This window comes from Rhodococcus sp. ZPP (genome assembly GCF_017656075.1).
In the GTDB taxonomy this organism is placed as follows: domain Bacteria; phylum Actinomycetota; class Actinomycetes; order Mycobacteriales; family Mycobacteriaceae; genus Rhodococcus_F; species Rhodococcus_F oxybenzonivorans.
Genome location: NZ_CP058638.1, coordinates 681,091 through 701,543 on the forward strand (window position 1 = coordinate 681,091; position 20,453 = coordinate 701,543).

The window sequence follows — 20,453 nt, forward strand, 5'->3', positions numbered from 1 at the left end:
GTGCGCACGCGGAACGTCGATCTGGGAGGCAACACTGTCCGTCGAAACGCGCCCCTCCGCTCTTGCGGCCGAGGTCGAGAATGCGCTTCGAGAGTTCTTCGCCGGCCGGACGGAGTTGGTCGACGCCGTGGGCGGCGGCTACCGCGACGCCGTGACCACGCTGGAGAACTTCGTCCTCCGCGGCGGAAAGCGAGTACGCCCGGCCTTTGCGTGGACCGGGTGGATCGGCGCGGGCGGCGACCCGCAGGGTCCCGACGCCGGGCCGGTGCTGCGCGCGTGCTCAGCCCTCGAGCTGGTCCAAGCCTGCGCCCTGGTTCACGACGACATCATCGATGCCTCCACGACGCGACGCGGGTTCCCCACCGTCCACGTCCAGTTCGAGGAACGCCACCGCGCCGGTTCCTGGAGCGGCGAGTCTCCGCACTTCGGTGAGGCTGTCGCCATCCTGCTCGGCGACCTCGCGTTGGCCTGGGCGGACGACATGATCCGCGAATCCGGTATCGGCCCGGACGCCGCCGCGCGCATCTCCCCCGTCTGGTCCGCGATGCGCACCGAGGTTCTCGGTGGCCAGTTTCTGGACATCAGCAACGAGGCCCGGGCCGACGAGTCGATCGACGCGGCGATGCGGGTCAATCGGTACAAGACCGCGGCGTACACCATCGAGCGGCCACTGCATCTCGGTGCCGCACTCGCCGGTGCCGGCGAGAACCTCGTGTCGGCCTACCGAAGATTCGGTACGGACATCGGGATCGCATTCCAGCTGCGGGACGATCTCCTCGGTGTGTTCGGTGACCCGGCCGTGACTGGAAAGCCGTCGGGTGACGATCTGCGGGCGGGGAAACGCACCGTGCTGTTCGCGCTGGCCCTTCAGCGGGCCGACCGCGATGATCCCGGGGCGGCCGCAGCGCTACGCGGGAGCATCGGCACCGACCTGTCCGACGCGGACGTGGATACGCTCCGCGAGACGATCACCTCGCTCGGCGCGGTCGCCGACGTCGAGAAACGAATCGAGGAACTCGTCGACTCCGCGCTGACGACCCTGGCGGCAAGCACCGCGACGCCGGAGGCGAAACAACACCTCACCGACATGGCTGTCGCGGCGACGCGGCGCAACTCCTGAAGGCACCCCGATGGCACGCACGCTCCGCACCGTTCCGGGCCCCACCGATCACGTCGTCGTCGTCGGCGCCGGTCTCGCGGGCCTGTCGGCGGCTCTGCACCTCAGGGGGTCGGGCCGGCGGGTCACCGTCCTCGAACGGGATCCACTGCCCGGCGGCCGGGTGGGCACCTACCGCGGTCCCGGCTACGACATCGACAACGGCGCAACCGTGCTCACCATGCCCGAACTGGTCCGTGAAGCCCTCGCTGCGGTCGGAGCGGATTTCACCTCGACCCGGCCCGCCCTGATTCTCGAGAAACTGTCCCCGGCCTATCACGCGCGCTTCATCGACGGTTCCTCGCTCGACGTCCACTCGGACCCGGCGGCGATGGTCGCCGAGATCACCCGAGTGTGCGGACCCGCAGAATCCGATCGCTACCTGAAGCTACGACGCTGGCTCGGTCGCATCTTCGACGCCGAGTACACCCGTTTCATGGACGCGAACTTCGACTCGCCTCTCGACCTCGTGTCAAGCAGGGCGGCCGCGGCGGATCTCGTCCGGCTCACTGCCCTGGGCGGGTTCGGCCGGCTCGGTTCCCGGGTCGATCGCACGATCACCGATCCGCGGCTACGCCGGATCTTCACCTTCCAGGCCCTGTACGCCGGGGTGGCGCCCGCCGATGCGCTCGCGGTGTACGGCGCCATCGCCCACATGGACACCTCTTTGGGCGTCTACTTCCCGCAGGGCGGCATGCGCTCCATTGCTCTCGCACTCGCCGACGCATTCACCACGGCGGGCGGCGACCTCCGGCTCGACACAACGGTCACGCGGGTCGAAACGTCCGATGGCCGGGTGCGTGCCCTCCACACCGCGTCCGGTGAACGCGTCGGGTGCGACGCCGTGGTCCTCACCCCGGACACCGCTGTCGTCGACGAACTCCTTCGGCCGGTCGCCCGGAGGATCCCCGGCCGCGTACGGGTGTCACCGTCCGCGGTAGTGCTCCACGGCACGATCCCCACCGCGGTGACCGCGCGGTGGCCGGCGCAGCGTCACCACACCATCGACTTCGGCGCCGCGTGGGAGCGAACCTTTGCGGAGATCACCGCGAAAGCCGGCCGCGGTCGCCTCATGACGGACCCCTCCCTGCTGATCACCCGGCCCGCGCTGTCCGACCCGAGCATCCTCGTGGACCGCTCGGGTGTTCCGTCCGAGCCGCTGTCGGTGCTGGCGCCCTGCCCCAATCTGCACAGCGCCCCGCTCGAGTGGTCGTCGCTGACCGGCCCCTACACGCGCGAACTTCTGCGGGTGCTCGAGGACCGCGGATACACGGGCATCGCCGCGCAGTTCGAGATCGACCACGTGGATACGCCTCTGACCTGGCTGAACAAGGGCATGAGCGCGGGCAGCCCGTTCGCGGCAGCACACGTCTTCCGCCAGACAGGCCCCTTCCGGCGCCCGAATCTGGTGCCAGGCGTGGACAACGCCGTCCTCGCCGGTTCCGGCACGGTCCCCGGTGTCGGTGTTCCGACCGTCCTGCTGTCGGGGAAGCTCGCCGCTCGCCGCATCACCGGTGTGCAGGAGCCCGAAAGGCAGATATATGAGCGAGGCGTGGCAATAAGTGGTGTCGGGAGCAATTAAACTAGGCGCGACCATGTGGTGCGCGCGATGATCGGTGCACCGATCGCAACCGAACTCACCTCGGGGGAGGAATCTGCACCCATGACGTCCTCTGCCCCGCAGGCAACCGTCGCCCCTGCGACGACACCGACGCACCGTTCGTGGCCTCAGACCACGGCCGACTTCCTCCGCAGCCAGGCGGGACATGCGGCGATCCTGGGTTTCGCCGGCGCGATCATGATCACGTTCGGTGGTTTCGGTGCGGGAAGCGTCCGCCGTGAGGATCCCCTGCTCGAGGCGATGCATCTGTCGTGGCTGCGGTTCGGGCACGGCCAGATACTGTCCACCGCCATCGTCTGGATCGGCGTCATCTCGATGATCGCCGCCTGGGTCCGGTTGGGGCGCGGCACGCTGGCCGGGGATGTGGCTCTGCGGCAGTTGCGCCTGATCGTTCCGATCTGGACGGCGCCCCTGCTGCTGGCGGTGCCGATGTTCAGCCGCGATGCCTACTCGTATCTCGCCCAGGGCGCCCTCCTGCGCGACGGCTTCGATCCCTATGCCGTGGGCCCGGTGGTCAATCCTGGGATTCTGCTCGACAACGTCAGCAACGTGTGGACCACGACGACGGCGCCCTACGGTCCGGTCTTCCTGCTTCTCGGTCAGGGAATCACCGCCCTGACCGGTGACAACGTCATCGCCGGCACCATGCTGCTGCGTCTGACGATGCTACCGGGGCTCGCTCTCATGATCTGGGCGGTCCCCCACCTCGCAAGTCACCTCGGCGGTAACCCGGCCATCGCCCTGTGGCTGGCAGTGCTCAACCCCCTCGTTCTGGTCCATCTCATCGGTGGAGTCCACAACGAGATGCTGATGGTCGGCCTGATGACGGCGGGCATTGCGCTCGTCCTCGAGCGACGCCATCTCGCGGGCATCGGGCTCGTCGCGATCGCGGTGGCGATCAAGGCGACCGCCGGTGCGGCACTCCCCTTCATGGTGTGGATCTGGATGCTGCACGAGAAGGAGAGAGCGGAGGCCGAAGGGCGTAGTCCGGCATCGCCGCTGGCATTGTTCGCGAAAACTGCCGGCGCAGGGGTCGCCGTGTTCGTCGTCATCTTCGCCGCGGCGTCGATGGTGGCAGGGGTCGGACTGGGCTGGATGACGGCCCTGTCAGGTTCGAACAAGATCATCAACTGGTTGTCGTTGCCGACGATCCTTGCCCATGTCGTGACCGTCGGCACGTCGTGGTTCGCGGATCTGCGGCTCGGCGAAATCCTCGCGATCACCCGGCCGATCTGCGCAGCCGCACTCGTCGCGATCGTCCTGACCGTCTGGTGGAAATTCAAGAACACCGAACGTGACGCAATACTCGGAATCCTGATCGTCCTCGTCGCCATCGTCATTCTCTCGCCGGCCGCGCTGCCCTGGTACTACTCCTGGCCCGTCGCCATCGCAGCGGGCTTCGCCCTGTCCACACGCACGCTGATGGTGCTCGTCGGGCTGTCCACCTGGCTGATGCTGGTATTCCAGCCCGACGGCTCGATCGGCCTCTACACATTCCCCCACGTTGCTCTCGCCACGTTCGCGGCTGTGGTCGCGGCGGTGTCGCTGCGCACGATCGACCCTCTGCACTTGCGCGCGTCCCGGCCGTCCCCCGAGGTCCCTTCCTCCGGACTCCGACGCGTAGCCGCGTCACCCGGCGTGGAATAGCCGGGCCATGACGGAGCTGGCGGAGAGCTATCGTTACTGCGGTGCTCTGACAGCGGAGCACGGACGCACGTACCACCTCGCCACCCGGTTACTTCCCCGGCACCGCCGCAACGCGGTTCACGCGCTCTACGCATTCGCCCGCACCGTCGACGACATCGTCGATGTCGAGATGGGCGGCGTGCGGTCCACCGAAGACTGTGCAGCAGAGCTCGACCGGATCGAAACGACGCTTCGACGGGGATTCGACGACCAGACTGCAATCGACCCGGGAGTGGTTCCCGAGTTGGCGCCCGTCCTTCCCGCATTCCTCGACTCGGTCGCGACCTTCCACATCGCGCCCAAATACTTCTTCGCGTTCCTCGAGTCGATGCGGATGGACATTCCGGATACCCCGTCGCACCGTGCCCGGTACACCACGATGCCGGCACTGCGGGAGTACATGTACGGGTCCGCCGCCGTGATCGGGCTGCAGATGCTGCCCGTGCTCGGCACGATCTGTCCCGCGAACGAGGCGGAGCCGCACGCCGCTGCGCTCGGCGAAGCCTTCCAGCTGACCAATTTCCTCCGGGACGTCGGAGAAGACCTCGACCGGGGACGCGTCTACCTCCCCGCTGACGAGCTGGCAGCTTTCGGTGTCGACACCGACCTGCTGATGTCCAGCCGGCGCACCGGGACAACGGATCAGCGCATCGTTCGTGCGCTCGCCCACCTCATCGCGGTCACCCGGGCGGTGTACCGCGACGCGGAGCCGGGAATCGGCATGCTGGACCGCCGGGTACAGCCCGGGATCAGAACAGCCTTCATGCTGTACTCGAGGATTCTCGACGAAATAGAACGCAGCGGCTACGCCGTCTTACACCAGCGCGCGACGGTGCCGCGCAGGAACCGGTGGTCCACCGCCGTGCCCCAATTCGCCCGGCTCGCGGTGCCCTCACGCGGCACGCAATGAAACGGCGCTCAGAAACCCATCGCCTGTGCCCGGCGTATGACCTCTCGAGCCAGATCCCCGTGCAGCGCCTGCACAGGAGTCCCCGGAAGGCTGTCGTCCTCCCGGAAAAGCCACAGCAGAATCTCCTCGTCGCGGAAACCGCCGTCGTGTAGTACCGCGATGAGACCGGGCAGCCACTTCAGCGTCTGCCCGTCCTCGCCGAAGAACAGTTCCGGAACGCCGAGCACACCGTTGCGGCGAACAGCGATCAGCTGCTCATCCCGTAGAAGCTGCTGCACGCGTGTGACGGGTACACCCAGCGACTTCGCCACGTCCACCAGCTGTAGTAGCGAGACGGAAGGGTCCAGGACATCGTCACAGTAAGGGATGGCACTCACTCCCCTAACGTTATCTGGTCGGTTCCGCCGTGGCGCTACCGGTCGGTCCGGCTGGCTACGATTGGAGGGCGCGTGGCCGGACTGCGCGGACATACGGGGGACGGACACAGTGCACGATGGAGGTCAACGTTTGATCGGCGAACTGCTCGACCGGCGCTATCGGGTGGATGCCCTGATCGCGCGTGGGGGTATGTCCACCGTGTATCGGGGGCTCGACATGCGCCTCGACCGTCCGGTGGCCATCAAAGTGATGGACCCGCAGTTCGCTGCCGACCCTGCCTTCGTCTCCCGCTTCGAGTTCGAAGCCCGTTCGGTGGCCCGGCTGGGGCATCCCTCACTCGTCGCCGTCTACGACCAGGGACACGACCGCGAACACGCCTTTCTCGTGATGGAACTCGTCGATGGGGGAACGCTACGGGAACTGTTGCGCGAGCGCGGGCCGATGCCTCCGCATGCCGTGGCCGCGGTGGCTGGGCCGGTTCTCGATGCGCTGGCCGTCGCTCACCGTGCCGGACTCGTGCACAGGGACGTCAAACCGGAGAACATCCTGATTTCCGACGGCGGCGAGGTGAAGATCGCCGACTTCGGCCTGGTGCGCGCCGCAGCAGCGTCGAACACCACGTCCAACAGCGTCATTCTCGGTACCGCCGCGTACCTGTCTCCCGAGCAGGTCACGTCCGGGGTCGCGGATACCCGCAGCGACGTCTATTCCACCGGAATCCTGCTGTTCGAGCTTCTCACCGGGCGCACACCGTTTACCGGGGACACCTCCCTCTCCGTTGCGTATCAGCGCATCAACCAGGACGTTCCCCGACCGGGGTCGTACATCGCCGGGGTTCCGCACGAGTTCGACGAACTCGTCGCCGAGGCCACCCACCGGGAACCCTCACACCGTTTCGCCAACGCCGAACAGATGGGAACGGCACTCCGTAGCATCGCGGCGGCGCTCGAGCTGCCCACCTACCGGGTGCCCGCACCCCGCCGCTCGGCCCAGCATCTTGCGGCCGCTGCGAGCGCACCTCCACTCACCTCGCCGCCGAGCCCGCTCGCCCCACCCACCGCGCACCTTCCCGCTGCTCCTCTCCACGCACCGCTCCCGCAACACAGCGGACAGCCCGGTATCCAGCACACCCGCATCGTGACGGCGGGTACCCCGCGGCCCCCGATGGACGGGCACGGATCGGAGGGCGACGACGAACCCGACGAGGGGTACCGGTATCCGGATTTCGCCGCCGAACGTCAGCGGTCGCGACGGACGACGATCCTGTGGCTGCTGGTGGTACTGATGCTCGCCCTCGCCGTGGGGTTCGGCGGCTGGTGGATGGGTTCCGGCCGGTACACCGCGGTCCCGGCCATCGACGGGCTGGATCGAGGTGCCGCGGTGTCGGCGATCGAGGCGGCAGGGCTCACCTCGGAGATTCGCGGCGAGTATTCGGATACAGCCGCCCTCGACACCGTGCTGGGGACGGATCCCCCGGGCGGCTCGCGAATCTCCCGGGACGGCACGGTCGCGCTCGTCGTGTCACTCGGACGGCCGACCGTCCCGCCCCTGCCCGCCGGCGGCGATCGTTCCGAGATCGAGCGGGAGCTTCGGCACCGGACTTTCATGCCCGTCGACGGGGGTCAGGCATTCAGCGCGAAGGTTCCGATCGGTGCGGTGGCCGCGCTCGATCCGGCGCCCGGTACCTCACTCCCCACGGGCTCGCAGGTAAAACTCATCGTCAGCAAGGGCGCTCCCCCCGTCGACATCCCCGACGTGCGGGGAATGTCGGAGGCTGAGGCACGCGCGTCCCTCGAAGCGGTCGGCATCGTGGTGCAGGACACTGCCACCGACTTCGACCGGAAGGTCGAGGAAGGCGATGTCATCGCCACCGACCCGAAGGCCGGTACCCAGGTCAGCGCAGGCACCAGTGTCACCTTGACGGTATCCAACGCTGTGCGGGTGCCGTCGATGCTGGGACGCACCGTCGGATCCGCCCGCGACGAACTGACGCGACTGGGACTCGAGGTGAAGGTGCGTCAAGTCACCGACACCGACCGGTCCGTGGTGATCAGCCAGAACCCGGGCAGCGGCGACCTGGTGAAACCCGGGAGCACCGTCACCCTGGTGTCGCTGCCCTGACTCTGGCCGGATCAGCCCCGCAGCATCTCCGCGACGAGGAACGCCAGTTCGAGTGACTGCTGCGTGTTGAGCCTCGGGTCGCAGGCGGTCTCGTACCGGCCCGAGAGATCGAGGTCGGAAATGTCCTGGGCGCCGCCGAGGCACTCGGTGACGTTCTCGCCGGTCAACTCGACATGGATGCCGCCCGGGTAGGTGCCGAGGCCGTTGTGGACCTCGAAGAATCCCTGAACCTCGTCGACGATGCGGTCGAAGTGACGGGTCTTGTAGCCGGTGGACGCCTCATGCGTGTTGCCGTGCATCGGGTCGCACTGCCAGATGATCTGATGACCGGTGGCCTGCACCTTCTCGATGATGGGCGGCAGCAGGTCGCGCACCTTGTTGTTGCCCATCCGGGAGATCAGCGTCAGCCGGCCCGGCTTGTTGGTGGGGTCGAGACGCTCGACGTATTCGACGGCCATCTCGGGGGTGGTGCTGGGACCGATCTTCAGTCCGATCGGGTTGGACACCAGTTCCGCGAACGCGATGTGCGCTCCGTCGAGCTGACGGGTGCGGTCACCGATCCACAGGAAGTGGGCCGACAGGTCGTACAGCTTGGGGTGATCGTCGTCATTGTCCAGACGGAGCATCGCTCGCTCGTAATCGAGGACCAGCGCCTCATGGCTGGCGAAGATCTGCGCCTGATGCAGGCTCGGATCGGTGACGCCGCACGCGTTCATGAACTGCAGCCCACGGTCGATTTCCGCGGCAAGTGCCTCATAGCGGGCACCCGCGGGTGAGGACGCCACGAACTCACGGTTCCAGTCGTGGACCTTGTGCAGATCGGCCATGCCCGCGCCGGTGAGCGCGCGGACGAGGTTCATCGCTGCACTCGCGTTCGCGTAGGCGCGCACCAGCCGCGACGGGTCGTGGGCCCGCACCGCCTCATCCGCGACGAGGGAGTTGATCATGTCACCGCGGTACGACTGCAGCCCCAGAGCGTCCACGTTCGACGACCTCGGCTTCGCGTACTGACCGGCGATGCGCGCAACCTTCACCACGGGCAGGCTCGCGCCGTAGGTGAGGACGACCGCCATCTGCAGCAGCGTGCGAATGTTGCCCTTGATGTGCGGCTCGGTGTTGTCGGCGAAGGTCTCCGCGCAGTCACCGCCCTGGAGGAGGAATGCCTCCCCACGGGCCACTTGCGCCAGCTTCTCCTGCAGCGCGACGACCTCGCTGGCGACCGTGATCGGCGGAACGCTCTCGAGGACGGTCCGCATCGCCGCGGCCTGCCCCTCCGGCCACTGCGGCTGCTGGGCAGCCGGCTTGGCCAGGGCAGCGTCGAGCTGCTCACGCATCACGGAAGGAAGCGGCGGAAGTTCGGGCAAGCGGTCGATCGGCACGTCGACAGTCCAGTTCACCCATACAGGATATTCGCTCGGCAGGACGGATGGCGAGTCAGGTCACCGCAGCGACCGCGCCACCCGCACGGCTTCGAACTTTGCCATGTTGTGCCGGGCGTCGGCCAGTGCGTCGTGTGCGTCTCCCGGTGCAGGTGGAAGGGCTGGACTGCCGTTGTCCTCCCAGTACTGACGGAGCTCTCGGGTGTAGCGGGGCAGCAACTGCGGCAACGCCGTCATGTCTCCCCACAGCTGACACAGGGCGACGTGGTCGTAGGCGGCCACCCACGCCCACAGTTCGGGCACCACGCCGGGTCGGGGAATCAGGAACGTGTACAGGTCGTCCCGAATCCGCGCGCGGCTCTTCCACAAGGGGGACGACGGTTGCGGCAGTTTCGGCAGAACGTTCCGCCGCACCCACTTTCCGGCGCGCGCGGGATCGAACTCGGTGGACACGGCGTAGAATTCACGTCCGTCCTCTGCGACCACCCCGATCGACACCAGGTCGATCGTGCGACCATCCTCGATGAACTCGCAGTCGTAGAAGTAACGCACGCCCGCAGACTATGCCTCATTCGTCGGCGTCGACCGGATCCACCCCTCACTCCTGAAGGAGACCTTGGTGAGCGCTACCCCCGACGGTCGTCGGTCCGCGGGCACTGCCGCGGACCGCTCGGAGGCGCCGCGGACGCTGCAGCGACAACAAGTTTTAGGTGTGTTGATTCGGGTCCTGATCGTCGCCGGACTCGTCACCGGCTTCGCGTACAACCTCGTCGGTCTGCCGGGTCTGCGCGACTTCGGTTTCTACTACCGGCTCGACCTGGACGTCTACCGTCTCGGCGGGTCGGTGTTCCTCCACGGGCCCACTCTCTACGGATCGATGCCACCCACGCAGATGGGCAACTTCCTTCCGTTCACCTATCCACCGCTCGCGGCGGTGGTCTTCAGTCCACTGTCGCTGGTGTCACTGGAGGCGGCAGGCGTGGTGGTGACCGTGCTGTCCCTGGTCGCCCTGTTCGGCGCACTCCTCGTCACTCTCGACTCCCTCGGAATCGCCCCGCGGACCACCCTGGTGTGGACGGCGCTCGGCGGGCTGGCCGTGGCCATGGCACTCGAACCGGTGTCGTCCACTCTCGACTACGGGCAGATCAACATCCTGCTGATGGCGTTGGTGGCGTTCGACTGCCTCGCGAAGCGCACACCCCTGCCCCGCGGTGTGTTGATCGGACTGGCCGCCGCAGTGAAGCTGACCCCCGCCGTGTTCGTGCTGTACTTCCTGCTGCGCAAAGACTTTCGCGCGGCAGTGACGACGGCGGCCGCCTTCGTTGCGTTCAGCGCGGTGGGCGCGATCGCAACGTGGAGCGACTCGGTCACCTACTGGACCCGCACACTCTTCGACTCGGGCCGGATCGGCACTCCCGCGTATCCGGCAAATCAGAGCATCACCGGGGTGCTGGCACGTTTCGACGTGAGCGAGTCGTTGCGTACACCGATCTGGCTGCTGCTCAGCCTCGGGGTCCTCGCCCTGGTGATCGTCGCGATGCTCCGAACGCTCCGCGCCGGAGAGGCCGCGCTCGCGCTCGGGGTGAACGCGGTGCTGGGACTTCTGGTGTCCCCGGTGTCCTGGTCACACCACTGGGTGTGGTCGGTGCCGATCACCCTCGTGCTCGGGGTCCTCGCCTACCGGCGACGCAGCATCGCGCTCGGGCTCGTCGCAGTCGCGGGACTGGCCGTCATCAAGGTGGCCGCCCATTGGAAACTGGGAGTCGGCCGTTGGAGCGGCGTCCACTGGAGTGTGTGGGACCAGATCCTGGCGTCGTCCTACGTGTGGTGGGGCTTCGCTGTGGTAGCCGTGGCGTTCGTCACCTTCGGCACGGCCGCATCCCGGCCGGACGGGGACGAACGCCGGACACCGTCCGGCGACGTGTCCGTCCCCGTGTCCTGAGGCGTCGTGTCCGTCCCCGTGTCCTGAGGCGACGTGTCCGTCCCCGTGTCCTGAGGCCGTGGCAAGTCAGCTCGCGCGTGTGTCCGGCATCCGAGTGACGTCGGTGGCCGGGGCGAGTCCTGCCTCCGGCACCGCAGTCGGGCCGGTCGGCGTCGACTTCTTGAGGGTCGCCGCGTAGATGTCGACGTACTCCTGACCGGACAGCTTCATCAGCTTGTACATCACCTCGTCGGTGACGGCTCGCTCGACGAACCGATTGCCGCCCATTCCCTCGAACCGGGAGAAATCGATCGGCTCCCCGATCCGGACGGTCACCTTCGCTGGACGCCATAGCCGCGAACCGATCGGGTTGACCTTCGCCGTTCCGATCATGGCCACCGGGATGACCTTCACACCGGACTCGAGCGCCAACCGCGCCAGTCCGGTCTTCCCCTTGTAGAGCCGGCCGTCCGGAGAACGGGTGCCCTCCGGATAGATGCCCAGCAACTTCCCCTGCGACAACACGCGCAGACCGGCATTCAGCGCGTCCTGCGCGGCGTCGGCCCCGGTGCGGTCGATCGGCACCTGCCCGGCGACGGAGAAGAACCAGCGCTGGAAGGCGCCCTTCAGTCCGGTCCCGGTGAAGTACTCGCTCTTCGCGAGGAAGGTGATCCTGCGCGAGACACGCAACGGAAGGAAGAATGAATCCAGCACTGCCTGATGGTTACTCGCCAAAATGGCACCACCCTCGGCCGGAATGTTCTCCGTTCCCTCCACCGTGGGCCTACCCAAAATCCAGAGAACCGGCCCCAAAAACACGTACTTGAAGAGCCAGTACCACATGGCGTCCCTCCCGTTGCAACCCAAGCTTCGTTCGGGTCGACTCTACTTCGGGTAGGTGAGGGCCGCTACATACGCCCTGGTACCCCGCACAGCATCACACTGCAGGTTTACAGGGGTCGAAGCGGAGTCAACCTACCCGGTCGGGCAGGACGGCTCGGGCGAGTTCCGCGGCACCGATCATGCCCGCTGCCTCGCCCAGTTGAGTCGACCGGATTCGCGCCAACGGCCGGTGGCCCGCGCCGGTGGTCAATGCAGCGTAGTGCTCGCGTGCCGCGTCGAGAAACAACGGGGACGAGCTTGCCACGCCGCCTGCGATCACGATGAGATCAGGGTCGTACACGTCGCCGATCAGTGCCAGCCCCACCCCGAGCCAGCGCGCGAATTCCCGCATCGTCTGTTGGGCCAGGGGGTCCCCGTCCTGGGCGGCGCCTGCGATCCGGCGTCCCGTCAGCGCACCCGGATCGACGGCGACTTCACGGGCGAGGATCGTCGAGGTCGTCGGGTCGGCGGCCAGCAGCTCGATCGCCGTGTCGACGAGGGCCGTACCGCTGCAGTACCGCTCCCAGCACCCGCGCTTCCCACACGCGCACGGACGGCCGCCCGGAACCACCTGAATGTGCCCGAGCTCCGGTGCGACACCATGGCTGCCGCGGTAGAGCTGCCCGTCCGCGAGGAGCGCGGCCCCGATGCCCGTCCCGACGGCAAGCATCACGACGTTCCGACCTCCGGCCGCAGCGCCGAAACGGTGCTCGGCCCATGCGGCGGCATTGGCATCGTGCTCGAGGATCACCGGGAGGCCCAGCCGCTCGCCCAGGTCCCGCCCTACCGGTGCACCCACCCAGGGCAGGTGGGGCGCGAACCGCACCGTGGTGCGGTCCGGGGTGATGAATCCGGCGACCGCCAGCCCGACAGCGGCGATACTGTGTCGCCCCGACAGCTCCCGCACGGCCCGGTCGAGGCCGTTCTCGAGAGCCTTCGCGGACGCCGGTGTCGGCGACTGGAGCGAGTCCAGAACCTCGCCACTCGCATCGACTACCGAAGCACGGATGCTGGTCCCGCCGACGTCGATGCCGATGGTCAGTGGCGAGCTGCCGCCCGTGTCGCTGCCCGCGCCGTTATTCATGGACATGATTGTGCCCACGCCGGGCCGCCCGCGCGCACGAGATCTGCGGACAGGGCGTCGGCGGTCACTGCTTGATGGTGACCGAAATGGGGACGAACGCCGATCCGGCGGGACCGCGTGGTGCGTCCTCGGCGTTACCCGGCGGAGGGTCCGGGGCCTGCGGGCCATCCGGGGTGTCGTGCACACGATGCTCGTCGAGTATCTGCCGGAGAACCGCGATGAGCACGGTCCCCTGATTCGCCAGAAGTGTCACGAGGTCGTGCTGTTCTCCGCGAATCAACGCCGCGAGCGCACACACCGGGCACCACGTGCACCCCGACCATTCGCCGGTGCCCGCCGCCGGATCGTTCGGTCCATCCTGCGCGTGGGGTGCCGCGGCGCGCTGCAGGATCGGTTCGAGTCGCTCCAGGGCATTTTCGGCCAGCGCCCGCAGTTCCGCGACGAGTTGGGCGTGATCGTCGTTCATACCGGCCACACCTGAGGGTCCGGGGTGAAGCGCACCACGAGGTCGGTGCCGTCCAGTTCCGCGCCGGCAACGACGCATCGGCGTAGGACGGAGGCGAGCCGTATACGCCGGCGCACCCCTTCGGCACCCACCACCAAATCGTCCTCCACTCGACCCAAGGTGAGAGTCGACGGATTCACGAGCGGCAGATACATCCGCATCGTGTACACAGAATCCACACCGGCCCCCGATTCCAGCCTCACCCGCACTGCGGGAGGGTTCTTCCCCAGCACCGCAACCGCGTCCGCGCCGTCGGTATACAACTCCCTGGCGATATCGCCGAGATCGGCCAACCCTACCGGCTCCGTCACCGAACGGGTCACCGTGCGGATCACGGTCGCTCCGACCGACGCGGTGAGCTCGGCCAGCACCCTCTGCTGGAGCGCCCGTCGCCGCCTCAGCCAGGCGACTCCGGGACCATCTCCCTGCTCAGTCGAATCGAACTGCGGCAGAAGGTTGTTCACGAGGATGGCATCGACCCGCAGGTCCGAGAGCGCCGCCGCGGCCAAGGTACGGCGAGTTTCCGTGAGCACCACCCGCTCGGGCGCGGTCACCAGTCGCACAGTGGTTTTCGAGCGGTTCGTCAGCAACGCTCGGACCTCGCCGACGGCCGAGACCACCTGCTCGAGCAACGAGACCAGCATGACCAGCCGCGGATCCGTGCCCACCAGGGCGATCATCCGACGATGCTGCGGCCACACCCGCTCGATGTAGTCGAGGGTCATCGCGGGCGCGTCGAGCATCCGCAGCGCATCCGCGGTGGGTGGGCAGTCCACGACGACGGTGTCGTACCGCCCGCTGGTGGCGAAGCCGACGACCTCCCGCAAACCCAGCACGTCCTGCACACCCGGCAGCCCCGTCAACTCCTCGGGTTCCAGTGCCGACAGTTGTGCGCCGTGGTCGTGGTTGCCTGCGGCGGCGATCAGTGCCGACACGCTCCTGAAGCGCCTTTCCAGCACGGCGAGAGTATCCAGTTCGATGACGTCGAGACAGTCGGCCGCCGACATGAGGTCCCGTGCCGACCCGACACCGAGGACGTCGGCGAGTGAATGCGCTTGATCGAGGGAAACGAGAAGTGTCCGACTACCACTGTCCGCAGCCGCCCGCGCCGTCGCGGCAGCGAGTGTGGTCTTACCCACACCGCCCTTGCCAACGAAGAACTGGACCCGTGCGGGACCGCTACCGCCCTCGCTGATCAGCCTTCCACCCGCTTCTTCAGTTCCTTGAGCGCTGTATCGGTGATGGCCTTTTCGGCCTTGCGCTTGAACAGGCCGATCATCGGGATGGTGAGGTCCACGGTCAGTTCGTAGGTGACGGTGGTACTGCCGCCCGATTCTTCCTCGAGCACATACGAACCGAATTGCGCCTTCTGTATCTCGCCCGACTCGAGCTCCCAGCTCACGGCCTTGCCGTCCGGCGCCCATCGGTAGCGGAGCACATACGTGTCCTTGACCATTCCCGCATCGAGGACGAAGCGCACCCGATCGGCCCTGCCGTTCGGCCCCGGGTCCAGTACCTCCACGGATTTCGCTGCCGTCACCCACGCCGGATACGCGTCGAAGTCGGCGATCACATCCATCACCCGGGCGGCCGGCGCCTCGATACTGATCGACCTCTTGGTCCTCTCGGGCATGGACTGAACGCTTCCTTTCGCGTGTGCGATCCCGCGCGCCGATGGCCGGGCCACACTGTTACTTGGTTCCGTGACTGTGTCGTGCCCGACTATCACACACGATTCCTGTGCTCGGACACAATGCTGACGGCGCCCCCGGGGAAGGTCGCCAGGTCAGGATGGTGGTTCCCCGGGCGCGCGACCCGCTTCCAGTTCCTTCTTGACCTCGAAGGACATCTCTTTCCCCTCGACACGGCGGCGACGGTTCAGTGCAGCCAGGTCGGGTGAACCGTCGCCCTCGCTCCGGGCCGGTTCGGCATGCAGGAAGTAGTGGACGATCACCCCGTCGAGCACCGGTTCGAGCCACACCTCCATCGTTCCGGTGAGGGCCCCGGCCACGACCCACCGGATCCCCTTGTCGGCACGGTCCTCGCGGACGGACAGAGTGAGGTCGGGCCACCACCGTCGCCACCGGGTGGGCGGGGCAATCGCCGCCGCTACCTGCGCGGGTGGCGCCGCAACGAACGTCTGGTCTGCGACCTGAATACTGCTCACAGCGACTAGCTTCACACACTGCCGCGCCGCGATCGCCGCGTGGTTCCTCCGGCGGCCGAGAACAGGCACTGAGCAGGGGTCCGTCGGGCTGGGACAGCCAGGTGCAGGCGAAGGTCTAAAGTTGAGCCAGACAATCCTACTCGTCAGTATCTTTCAGCGTCGGAGGTTTTTCGTGCCCGAGTTCAGCGCGCCACAGTCGTTCACAATCGCGGAGGACGCGTCCGCGGTCGACTCGGTGTTCGCCCACGCAGCGGCCCGTCCGGCGCTGATCGTGTACAAGCGGAAGGTCGCGGGAAGCTGGACCGATGTCACGGCCGCCGATTTCGCGGCACAGGTCACCGCGGTCGCGAAGGGCCTTGTCGCCCTGGGCGTCCAGCAGGGAGATCGGGTCGCGTTGATGTCCGCCACCCGGTACGAGTGGCCGCTCCTCGACTTCGCCATCTGGTCCGCCGGCGGCGTTACCGTCCCGATCTACGAAACCTCCTCGGCGGAGCAGGTCCGCTGGATCCTCGGCGATTCCGAAGCCACCCAGTTGATCGTCGAGAACGCCACGCATGCGGCGACCGTGAAGGAGGTCGCCGCCGAGGCGTCGGCGCTGCGTGGGGTCTACCAGATCGAGGCGGCCGGCGGTGAGCGCGGCGTCGTCGACGAACTGACCACGCTCGGCATCGACGTCCCGGACGCAGAGATCGAGGCCCGGGTCGCGGCTCTGAAGTCGAGCGACCCCGCGACTCTCATCTACACCTCCGGTACCACCGGTCGCCCCAAAGGCTGCCAGCTGACGCACTCGAATCTGATCGCCGAGTCGAAGGGCATCCTCGACTCGAGCCTCGGCACCCTGTTGAAGTCCCCCGGTGTGAGCACGCTGATGTTCCTCCCGATCGCGCACGTCCTCGCGCGGGCAGTGAGCATCGCATCGTTCGACGCGGGTGCTGCGCTCGGACACACGAGCGACATACCGAACCTGGTCCCCACTTTCGGCGAGTTCCGCCCCGACTTCATCCTGTCGGTGCCCCGTGTCTTCGAGAAGGTGTACAACAGTGCCCGCGCCAAGGCCCACGGCGAGGGCAAGGGCAAGATTTTCGACGCGGCCGCCGAGACGGCCATCGCCTGGAGCGAAGCTCAGGACAAGGGCGGGCCGGGACTGGTCCTCAAGGCCAAGCACGCACTGTTCGACAAGCTGGTGTTCTCGAAGCTACGCGCGGCGCTGGGCGGAAAGTGCCAGCTGGCGATCTCGGGCGGCGCACCGCTCGGCGCCCGGCTCGGCCACTTCTTCCGCGGCATCGGCATCACGATTTACGAGGGCTACGGTCTCACCGAGACCTCAGCGGCATTCGCAGTCAACACGATCGGCGAACAGAAGGTCGGTTCGGTCGGCAAACCCCTCGCAGGAAACTCGGTCCGCATCGCGGACGACGGCGAGATCCTGCTGTCGGGACCGGTGGTGTTCCACGGATACTGGCGCAACGAGGCCGCCACGTCCGAGGCACTCGACAACGGCTGGTTCCACACCGGCGACCTCGGGTCGGTCGATTCGGACGGTTACATCACGATCACCGGCCGCAAGAAAGAGATCATCGTCACGGCCGGTGGAAAGAACGTGTCCCCCGCGCAGCTCGAGGATCACCTTCGTGCGCACCCGCTCATCAGCCAGGCCATCGTCGTCGGCGACCAGAAGCCGTTCATCGGCGCTCTGATCACGATCGACGCCGACGCCCTCCCCGCGTGGAACGAGCGCAACGGCAAGCCCGCCGAGACCAAGGTCGGCGATCTACTCGCCGACGCCGATCTCACGGCGGAGATCGACGAGGCGGTCGCCGAAGCCAACAAACTCGTCTCGCACGCGGAAGCGATCAAGAAGTTTCGTGTCCTGCCCGTTGACTTCACCGAGGAGACAGGCGAACTCACGCCCACGATGAAGCTCAAGCGGAACGTCGTGCACGAGAGCTTCTCCGAGGAGATCGCCGCCATTTACGCCAAGTAGTGCCCTCCGGCCCGTGAGTACTTCTCAACCGCCCGCGGTTGAGAAGTACTCACGGGCGGTTCACGCAAGCAGTGCCCGCAGCTGGGCGGCGAGTACGTCCCATCGCCACTCCGCCTTGACCCATTCGCGTCCGGCCGCACCCATGGCGGCCGCGCGATCGCGGTCGGCGAGAACCGCGATCACCGAACGGGCCACCTCGTTCACCGACGTGCCGTCGACGACGAGCCCGGTCTCGTTCTGGCGCACCGTTTCCGGTGCACCACCCGACTGTCCCGCGACCACGGGGACTCCACTGGCGGATGCTTCGAGGAACACGATCCCCAGGCCTTCCACGTCCAGTCCCGCGCCCCGTGTGCGGCACGGCATGGCGAACACGTCGGCGATCGTATGGTGTGCCGCCAGTTCGGCCGACGGGACCGTTCCGGTGAACACCACGTGGTCCTCCATACCCACCGCCCGGGCTATGGACCGGAGGCGGTCCTCGTAGGGCCCGCCGCCGACGATCACGAGTACCGCACCGTCGATGTGCTCACGGATGGTCGGGAGGGCCCGGATGAGAACGTCCTGCCCCTTGCGCGGCACCAGACGCGACAGGCACAGGACAGTCGGCCGCTCCCCCAGCCCGTACCGGGCCCGCAATTCCGTCCGAGCGCCGCTGTCGGGCGCGAACCGCTCCGTGTCGACCCCCGGCGGCACGTGCTCGAGCGCGGCGCCCGCACCGAATGCGGACGCGAAGCGGCCACGGGTGTAGCGGCTCACGTAGGTGACGACGTCCGTATGCTCACCGATCTGCCGCAACGCCTGCCGCGCGGCGGGCAGCATCGACCAGCCCACTTCGTGCCCGTGCGTGCTGGCGATGACGCGCTGGGCGCCCGCGCGGCGAAGGGTCGGAGCGAGCAAGGCGAGTGGCGCGGCGGCCCCGAACCACACATTCGCGCACCCGTACTCCTCGATCAGCCGCGCGGCGCGCCGGGCCACGAACGGTGTCGGCACCATCAGCGTGGTGGGATGGCGTACCACCGGAAAGGGCTGTCGCGCATCGAAGGTGACATGCGAGTCGCCCCGCCACCGCGGGGCATACACCACCAGGTCGTCCGCCGGAAAGTGCTTGGCGAAGGTGTGCAGGTACGACTGGATACCACCCGGGCGGGGCGGAAAATCGTTCGTCACCAACAGGGTTCGACGCATGTGACCACCGTAGGCGGTTGACCAGGCGCTGGGCGACGCAGGGTCACCCCAGTCGGGCGCCCACCCAGTCGGCCCACTCGTCCCGGAATTGATCGGCATCGATATCGAGGACCTCGGTCAGTGTGTCGTCGACCTGCACGGGGTCATTCTCCCCGACGGCCAGCGCACGATACAGCTGCGTCACGTTCGATTCACCGAATTCCTCTGCCACGAACGCGTTGAGGGACCACGCCGTCTCGTAGGCGATGGACCCGCGCTCACCTGCCGCAGAGAAGTCCTCGTCACGGGGGAACTCCTGCGGTGCGCCTTCCTCGTCCACCAGCGCCGTGAGCGCGGGTGCGATCCGGCGTTTCTCCTCGTCGGAACCGCGGTATGCCGCGTACTCCGCGTACCCTTCGAGCACCCACATCGGCGAGCGATCCACCGTGTCGGCCCGCGCCGCCACATGGGTCAGTTCGTGCCGCAGGATCGCCCGGCGGGTCACCTCGGTGAGGCGCTCCGCCGACGCCGGGCTGAACACGATCCGCTGTCCGCTCACCGCTGCTGCCTCCGGGTCGACGGCATCCGAGATCGCGACGGCGGCAATGTCACGTCCGTCGTGATCCGGGCCGACCAGCGCCGTGAACTCGTCTTGCGACGCCGCCACCCACACGAGCGTCCTACCAGCCCAGCCCGGCCCCCACAATTGCGTGACGTTGACCACCGCAGACGGGAGTTCTTCGGCCAGCCGGTCCACCATTGCGGCGTTGTCGGGGTGCCCCAGCACCACCGACGTCAGTCCGCCGCCTGTGTCCACGCGGCGCGACACCACGGGGCCGAAATCCCACGGCCCACGCCAAGTCCGATGATCCCCGTCCACTGTGGCGTTGTCGCTCACCAGGGTCCAACGATCACCGCGCCGGGCGACGACCAGTGACACAGGTTTACGGGTGGAAAGCACGTCCACGTCCGCGATCGCATAGCGGAGCCGAACCGCGGGTGACCACACCTCGTCGGCGCCGAGCGCGTCGACCAGACTCTCCGGCACCTCACTCTCCGGCACCTCGGTCGCGGTACCGTCGGCGAGCTCGTATCCCCAGTCCGAGAATTCGACAGCCGCGAGATTCGCGGCTCGCCGCGTCTCCGCGGCGAGAAATCCGGGTGATGCCGACGCATCCATCAGCTGCGACAAGGCTGCCGGATCGTTCGAGCGAACTGCCTCCGCCCAACGATCCAGAAGGGTCTGCACCGCGATGCGACGGCTCTGCTCCGCGGTGTCGGCGTTGCCGACGGCGCCGTCCGTGCGTTCGCCGGTTCGCGAGAATCCAGTCAAAGTCAGTACGACGACGACGGCGAGAACGAGTCCTACCAGGGCGGCGAGTTCCCAGGGACGCGCCCGGCGGCGTGATGTCGGCTCCCCGGCGGTCGCCGGCTCTGATTCGGGCACGCCGGTGAGTGTATGAGCATGCCCCCGCGCGGTTGCGGGACGGTC

At 67.5% G+C, this 20,453-nt stretch carries 18 protein-coding genes; 7 read left to right on the forward strand and 11 right to left on the reverse strand.

Annotated features, from left to right (window positions below; translation table 11 throughout):
• Positions 1–19: 19 nt before the first annotated feature.
• From HYG77_RS03140 to HYG77_RS03155, 4 genes are all read left to right on the forward strand, one after another.
• Entirely contained in the window at positions 20–1,120 is a 1,101-nt protein-coding gene (locus HYG77_RS03140; RefSeq protein WP_208963262.1) for a polyprenyl synthetase family protein, read from the forward strand.
• Positions 1,121–1,130: 10 nt separating this feature from the next.
• On the forward strand, positions 1,131–2,738 hold the full coding sequence (gene crtI / locus HYG77_RS03145; RefSeq protein ID WP_208961818.1) for a phytoene desaturase family protein: 1,608 nt from the start codon (positions 1,131–1,133) through the stop codon (positions 2,736–2,738).
• Positions 2,739–2,819: 81 nt separating this feature from the next.
• Entirely contained in the window at positions 2,820–4,424 is a 1,605-nt protein-coding gene (locus tag HYG77_RS03150; RefSeq protein WP_208961819.1) for an alpha-(1->6)-mannopyranosyltransferase A, read from the forward strand.
• A gap of 7 nt (positions 4,425–4,431) precedes the next feature.
• Positions 4,432–5,373, forward strand: a complete 942-nt coding sequence (locus HYG77_RS03155; protein WP_208961820.1) for a phytoene/squalene synthase family protein — start codon at positions 4,432–4,434, stop codon at positions 5,371–5,373.
• Between the two features lie 8 nt (positions 5,374–5,381).
• On the opposite strand, the gene HYG77_RS03160 is transcribed toward HYG77_RS03155, so the two are convergent.
• On the reverse strand, positions 5,382–5,750 hold the full coding sequence (locus HYG77_RS03160) for an Rv2175c family DNA-binding protein (RefSeq protein WP_208961821.1): 369 nt from the start codon (positions 5,748–5,750) through the stop codon (positions 5,382–5,384).
• Positions 5,751–5,859: 109 nt separating this feature from the next.
• On the opposite strand from HYG77_RS03160, the gene pknB reads away from it, so the two are divergent.
• Positions 5,860–7,872: a Stk1 family PASTA domain-containing Ser/Thr kinase gene (gene pknB / locus HYG77_RS03165; protein ID WP_208961822.1), complete on the forward strand. Its 2,013-nt coding sequence runs from the start codon at positions 5,860–5,862 to the stop codon at positions 7,870–7,872.
• Positions 7,873–7,883: 11 nt separating this feature from the next.
• Here the strand turns inward: pknB and HYG77_RS03170 are convergent, their stop codons facing one another.
• Both HYG77_RS03170 and HYG77_RS03175 read right to left on the reverse strand, forming a co-directional pair.
• On the reverse strand, positions 7,884–9,269 hold the full coding sequence (locus tag HYG77_RS03170; protein ID WP_109329236.1) for a 3-deoxy-7-phosphoheptulonate synthase class II: 1,386 nt from the start codon (positions 9,267–9,269) through the stop codon (positions 7,884–7,886).
• A 42-nt stretch (positions 9,270–9,311) separates the two neighbouring features.
• Positions 9,312–9,803, reverse strand: a complete 492-nt coding sequence (locus tag HYG77_RS03175; RefSeq protein WP_109329234.1) for a polyadenylate-specific 3'-exoribonuclease AS — start codon at positions 9,801–9,803, stop codon at positions 9,312–9,314.
• Positions 9,804–9,870: 67 nt separating this feature from the next.
• Here HYG77_RS03175 and HYG77_RS03180 point away from each other — a divergent pair, with 67 nt between their 5' ends.
• A complete protein-coding gene (locus HYG77_RS03180; RefSeq protein ID WP_244373437.1) occupies positions 9,871–11,193 on the forward strand; it encodes a glycosyltransferase 87 family protein in 1,323 nt (440 codons plus the stop codon).
• Positions 11,194–11,259: 66 nt separating this feature from the next.
• Here the strand turns inward: HYG77_RS03180 and HYG77_RS03185 are convergent, their stop codons facing one another.
• The 6 genes from HYG77_RS03185 to HYG77_RS03210 form a co-directional block, all read right to left on the reverse strand.
• A complete protein-coding gene (locus HYG77_RS03185) occupies positions 11,260–12,015 on the reverse strand; it encodes a lysophospholipid acyltransferase family protein (RefSeq protein ID WP_109329230.1) in 756 nt (251 codons plus the stop codon).
• A 127-nt stretch (positions 12,016–12,142) separates the two neighbouring features.
• Positions 12,143–13,138: an ROK family protein gene (locus HYG77_RS03190; RefSeq protein ID WP_109335033.1), complete on the reverse strand. Its 996-nt coding sequence runs from the start codon at positions 13,136–13,138 to the stop codon at positions 12,143–12,145.
• 64 nt (positions 13,139–13,202) lie between these two features.
• On the reverse strand, positions 13,203–13,604 hold the full coding sequence (locus HYG77_RS03195; protein WP_109335034.1) for a hypothetical protein: 402 nt from the start codon (positions 13,602–13,604) through the stop codon (positions 13,203–13,205).
• The gene (locus HYG77_RS03200; protein WP_208963264.1) at positions 13,601–14,842 is read right to left on the reverse strand and encodes an ArsA family ATPase; all 1,242 of its coding nucleotides are present in this window, start codon (positions 14,840–14,842) and stop codon (positions 13,601–13,603) included. Before HYG77_RS03200 ends, HYG77_RS03195 begins: the two co-directional genes overlap by 4 nt.
• Positions 14,839–15,276 (reverse strand): SRPBCC family protein, encoded by a 438-nt coding sequence (locus tag HYG77_RS03205; protein WP_109329228.1) that lies wholly within the window; start codon positions 15,274–15,276, stop codon positions 14,839–14,841. The genes HYG77_RS03200 and HYG77_RS03205 overlap by 4 nt, the downstream gene beginning before the upstream one ends.
• Positions 15,277–15,429: 153 nt before the next feature.
• Entirely contained in the window at positions 15,430–15,810 is a 381-nt protein-coding gene (locus HYG77_RS03210; RefSeq protein ID WP_109335031.1) for a polyketide cyclase / dehydrase and lipid transport, read from the reverse strand.
• 172 nt (positions 15,811–15,982) lie between these two features.
• Between HYG77_RS03210 and HYG77_RS03215 the strand changes: the two genes are divergently transcribed.
• Positions 15,983–17,794, forward strand: coding sequence for a long-chain fatty acid--CoA ligase (locus tag HYG77_RS03215; protein WP_208961823.1), 1,812 nt, complete (start codon positions 15,983–15,985; stop codon positions 17,792–17,794).
• Between the two features lie 60 nt (positions 17,795–17,854).
• On the opposite strand, the gene HYG77_RS03220 is transcribed toward HYG77_RS03215, so the two are convergent.
• A complete protein-coding gene (locus HYG77_RS03220) occupies positions 17,855–18,982 on the reverse strand; it encodes a glycosyltransferase family 4 protein (RefSeq protein ID WP_109329224.1) in 1,128 nt (375 codons plus the stop codon).
• Positions 18,983–19,025: 43 nt separating this feature from the next.
• Positions 19,026–20,408, reverse strand: coding sequence for a hypothetical protein (locus tag HYG77_RS03225; RefSeq protein ID WP_208961824.1), 1,383 nt, complete (start codon positions 20,406–20,408; stop codon positions 19,026–19,028).
• Positions 20,409–20,453 lie beyond the last annotated feature (45 nt).

Excerpts from the sequence above, each read along its gene's own strand:
- crtI (WP_208961818.1), top strand. The coding sequence starts at position 1,131 with ATGGCACGCACGCTCCGCACCGTTCCGGGCCCCACCGATCACGTCGTC.
- HYG77_RS03150 (WP_208961819.1), top strand. The coding sequence starts at position 2,820 with ATGACGTCCTCTGCCCCGCAGGCAACCGTCGCCCCTGCGACGACACCG.
- HYG77_RS03155 (WP_208961820.1), top strand. The coding sequence starts at position 4,432 with ATGACGGAGCTGGCGGAGAGCTATCGTTACTGCGGTGCTCTGACAGCG.
- HYG77_RS03185 (WP_109329230.1), bottom strand. The coding sequence starts at position 12,015 with ATGTGGTACTGGCTCTTCAAGTACGTGTTTTTGGGGCCGGTTCTCTGG.
- HYG77_RS03190 (WP_109335033.1), bottom strand. The coding sequence starts at position 13,138 with ATGAATAACGGCGCGGGCAGCGACACGGGCGGCAGCTCGCCACTGACC.
- HYG77_RS03195 (WP_109335034.1), bottom strand. The coding sequence starts at position 13,604 with ATGAACGACGATCACGCCCAACTCGTCGCGGAACTGCGGGCGCTGGCC.
- HYG77_RS03205 (WP_109329228.1), bottom strand. The coding sequence starts at position 15,276 with ATGCCCGAGAGGACCAAGAGGTCGATCAGTATCGAGGCGCCGGCCGCC.
- HYG77_RS03220 (WP_109329224.1), bottom strand. The coding sequence starts at position 18,982 with ATGCGTCGAACCCTGTTGGTGACGAACGATTTTCCGCCCCGCCCGGGT.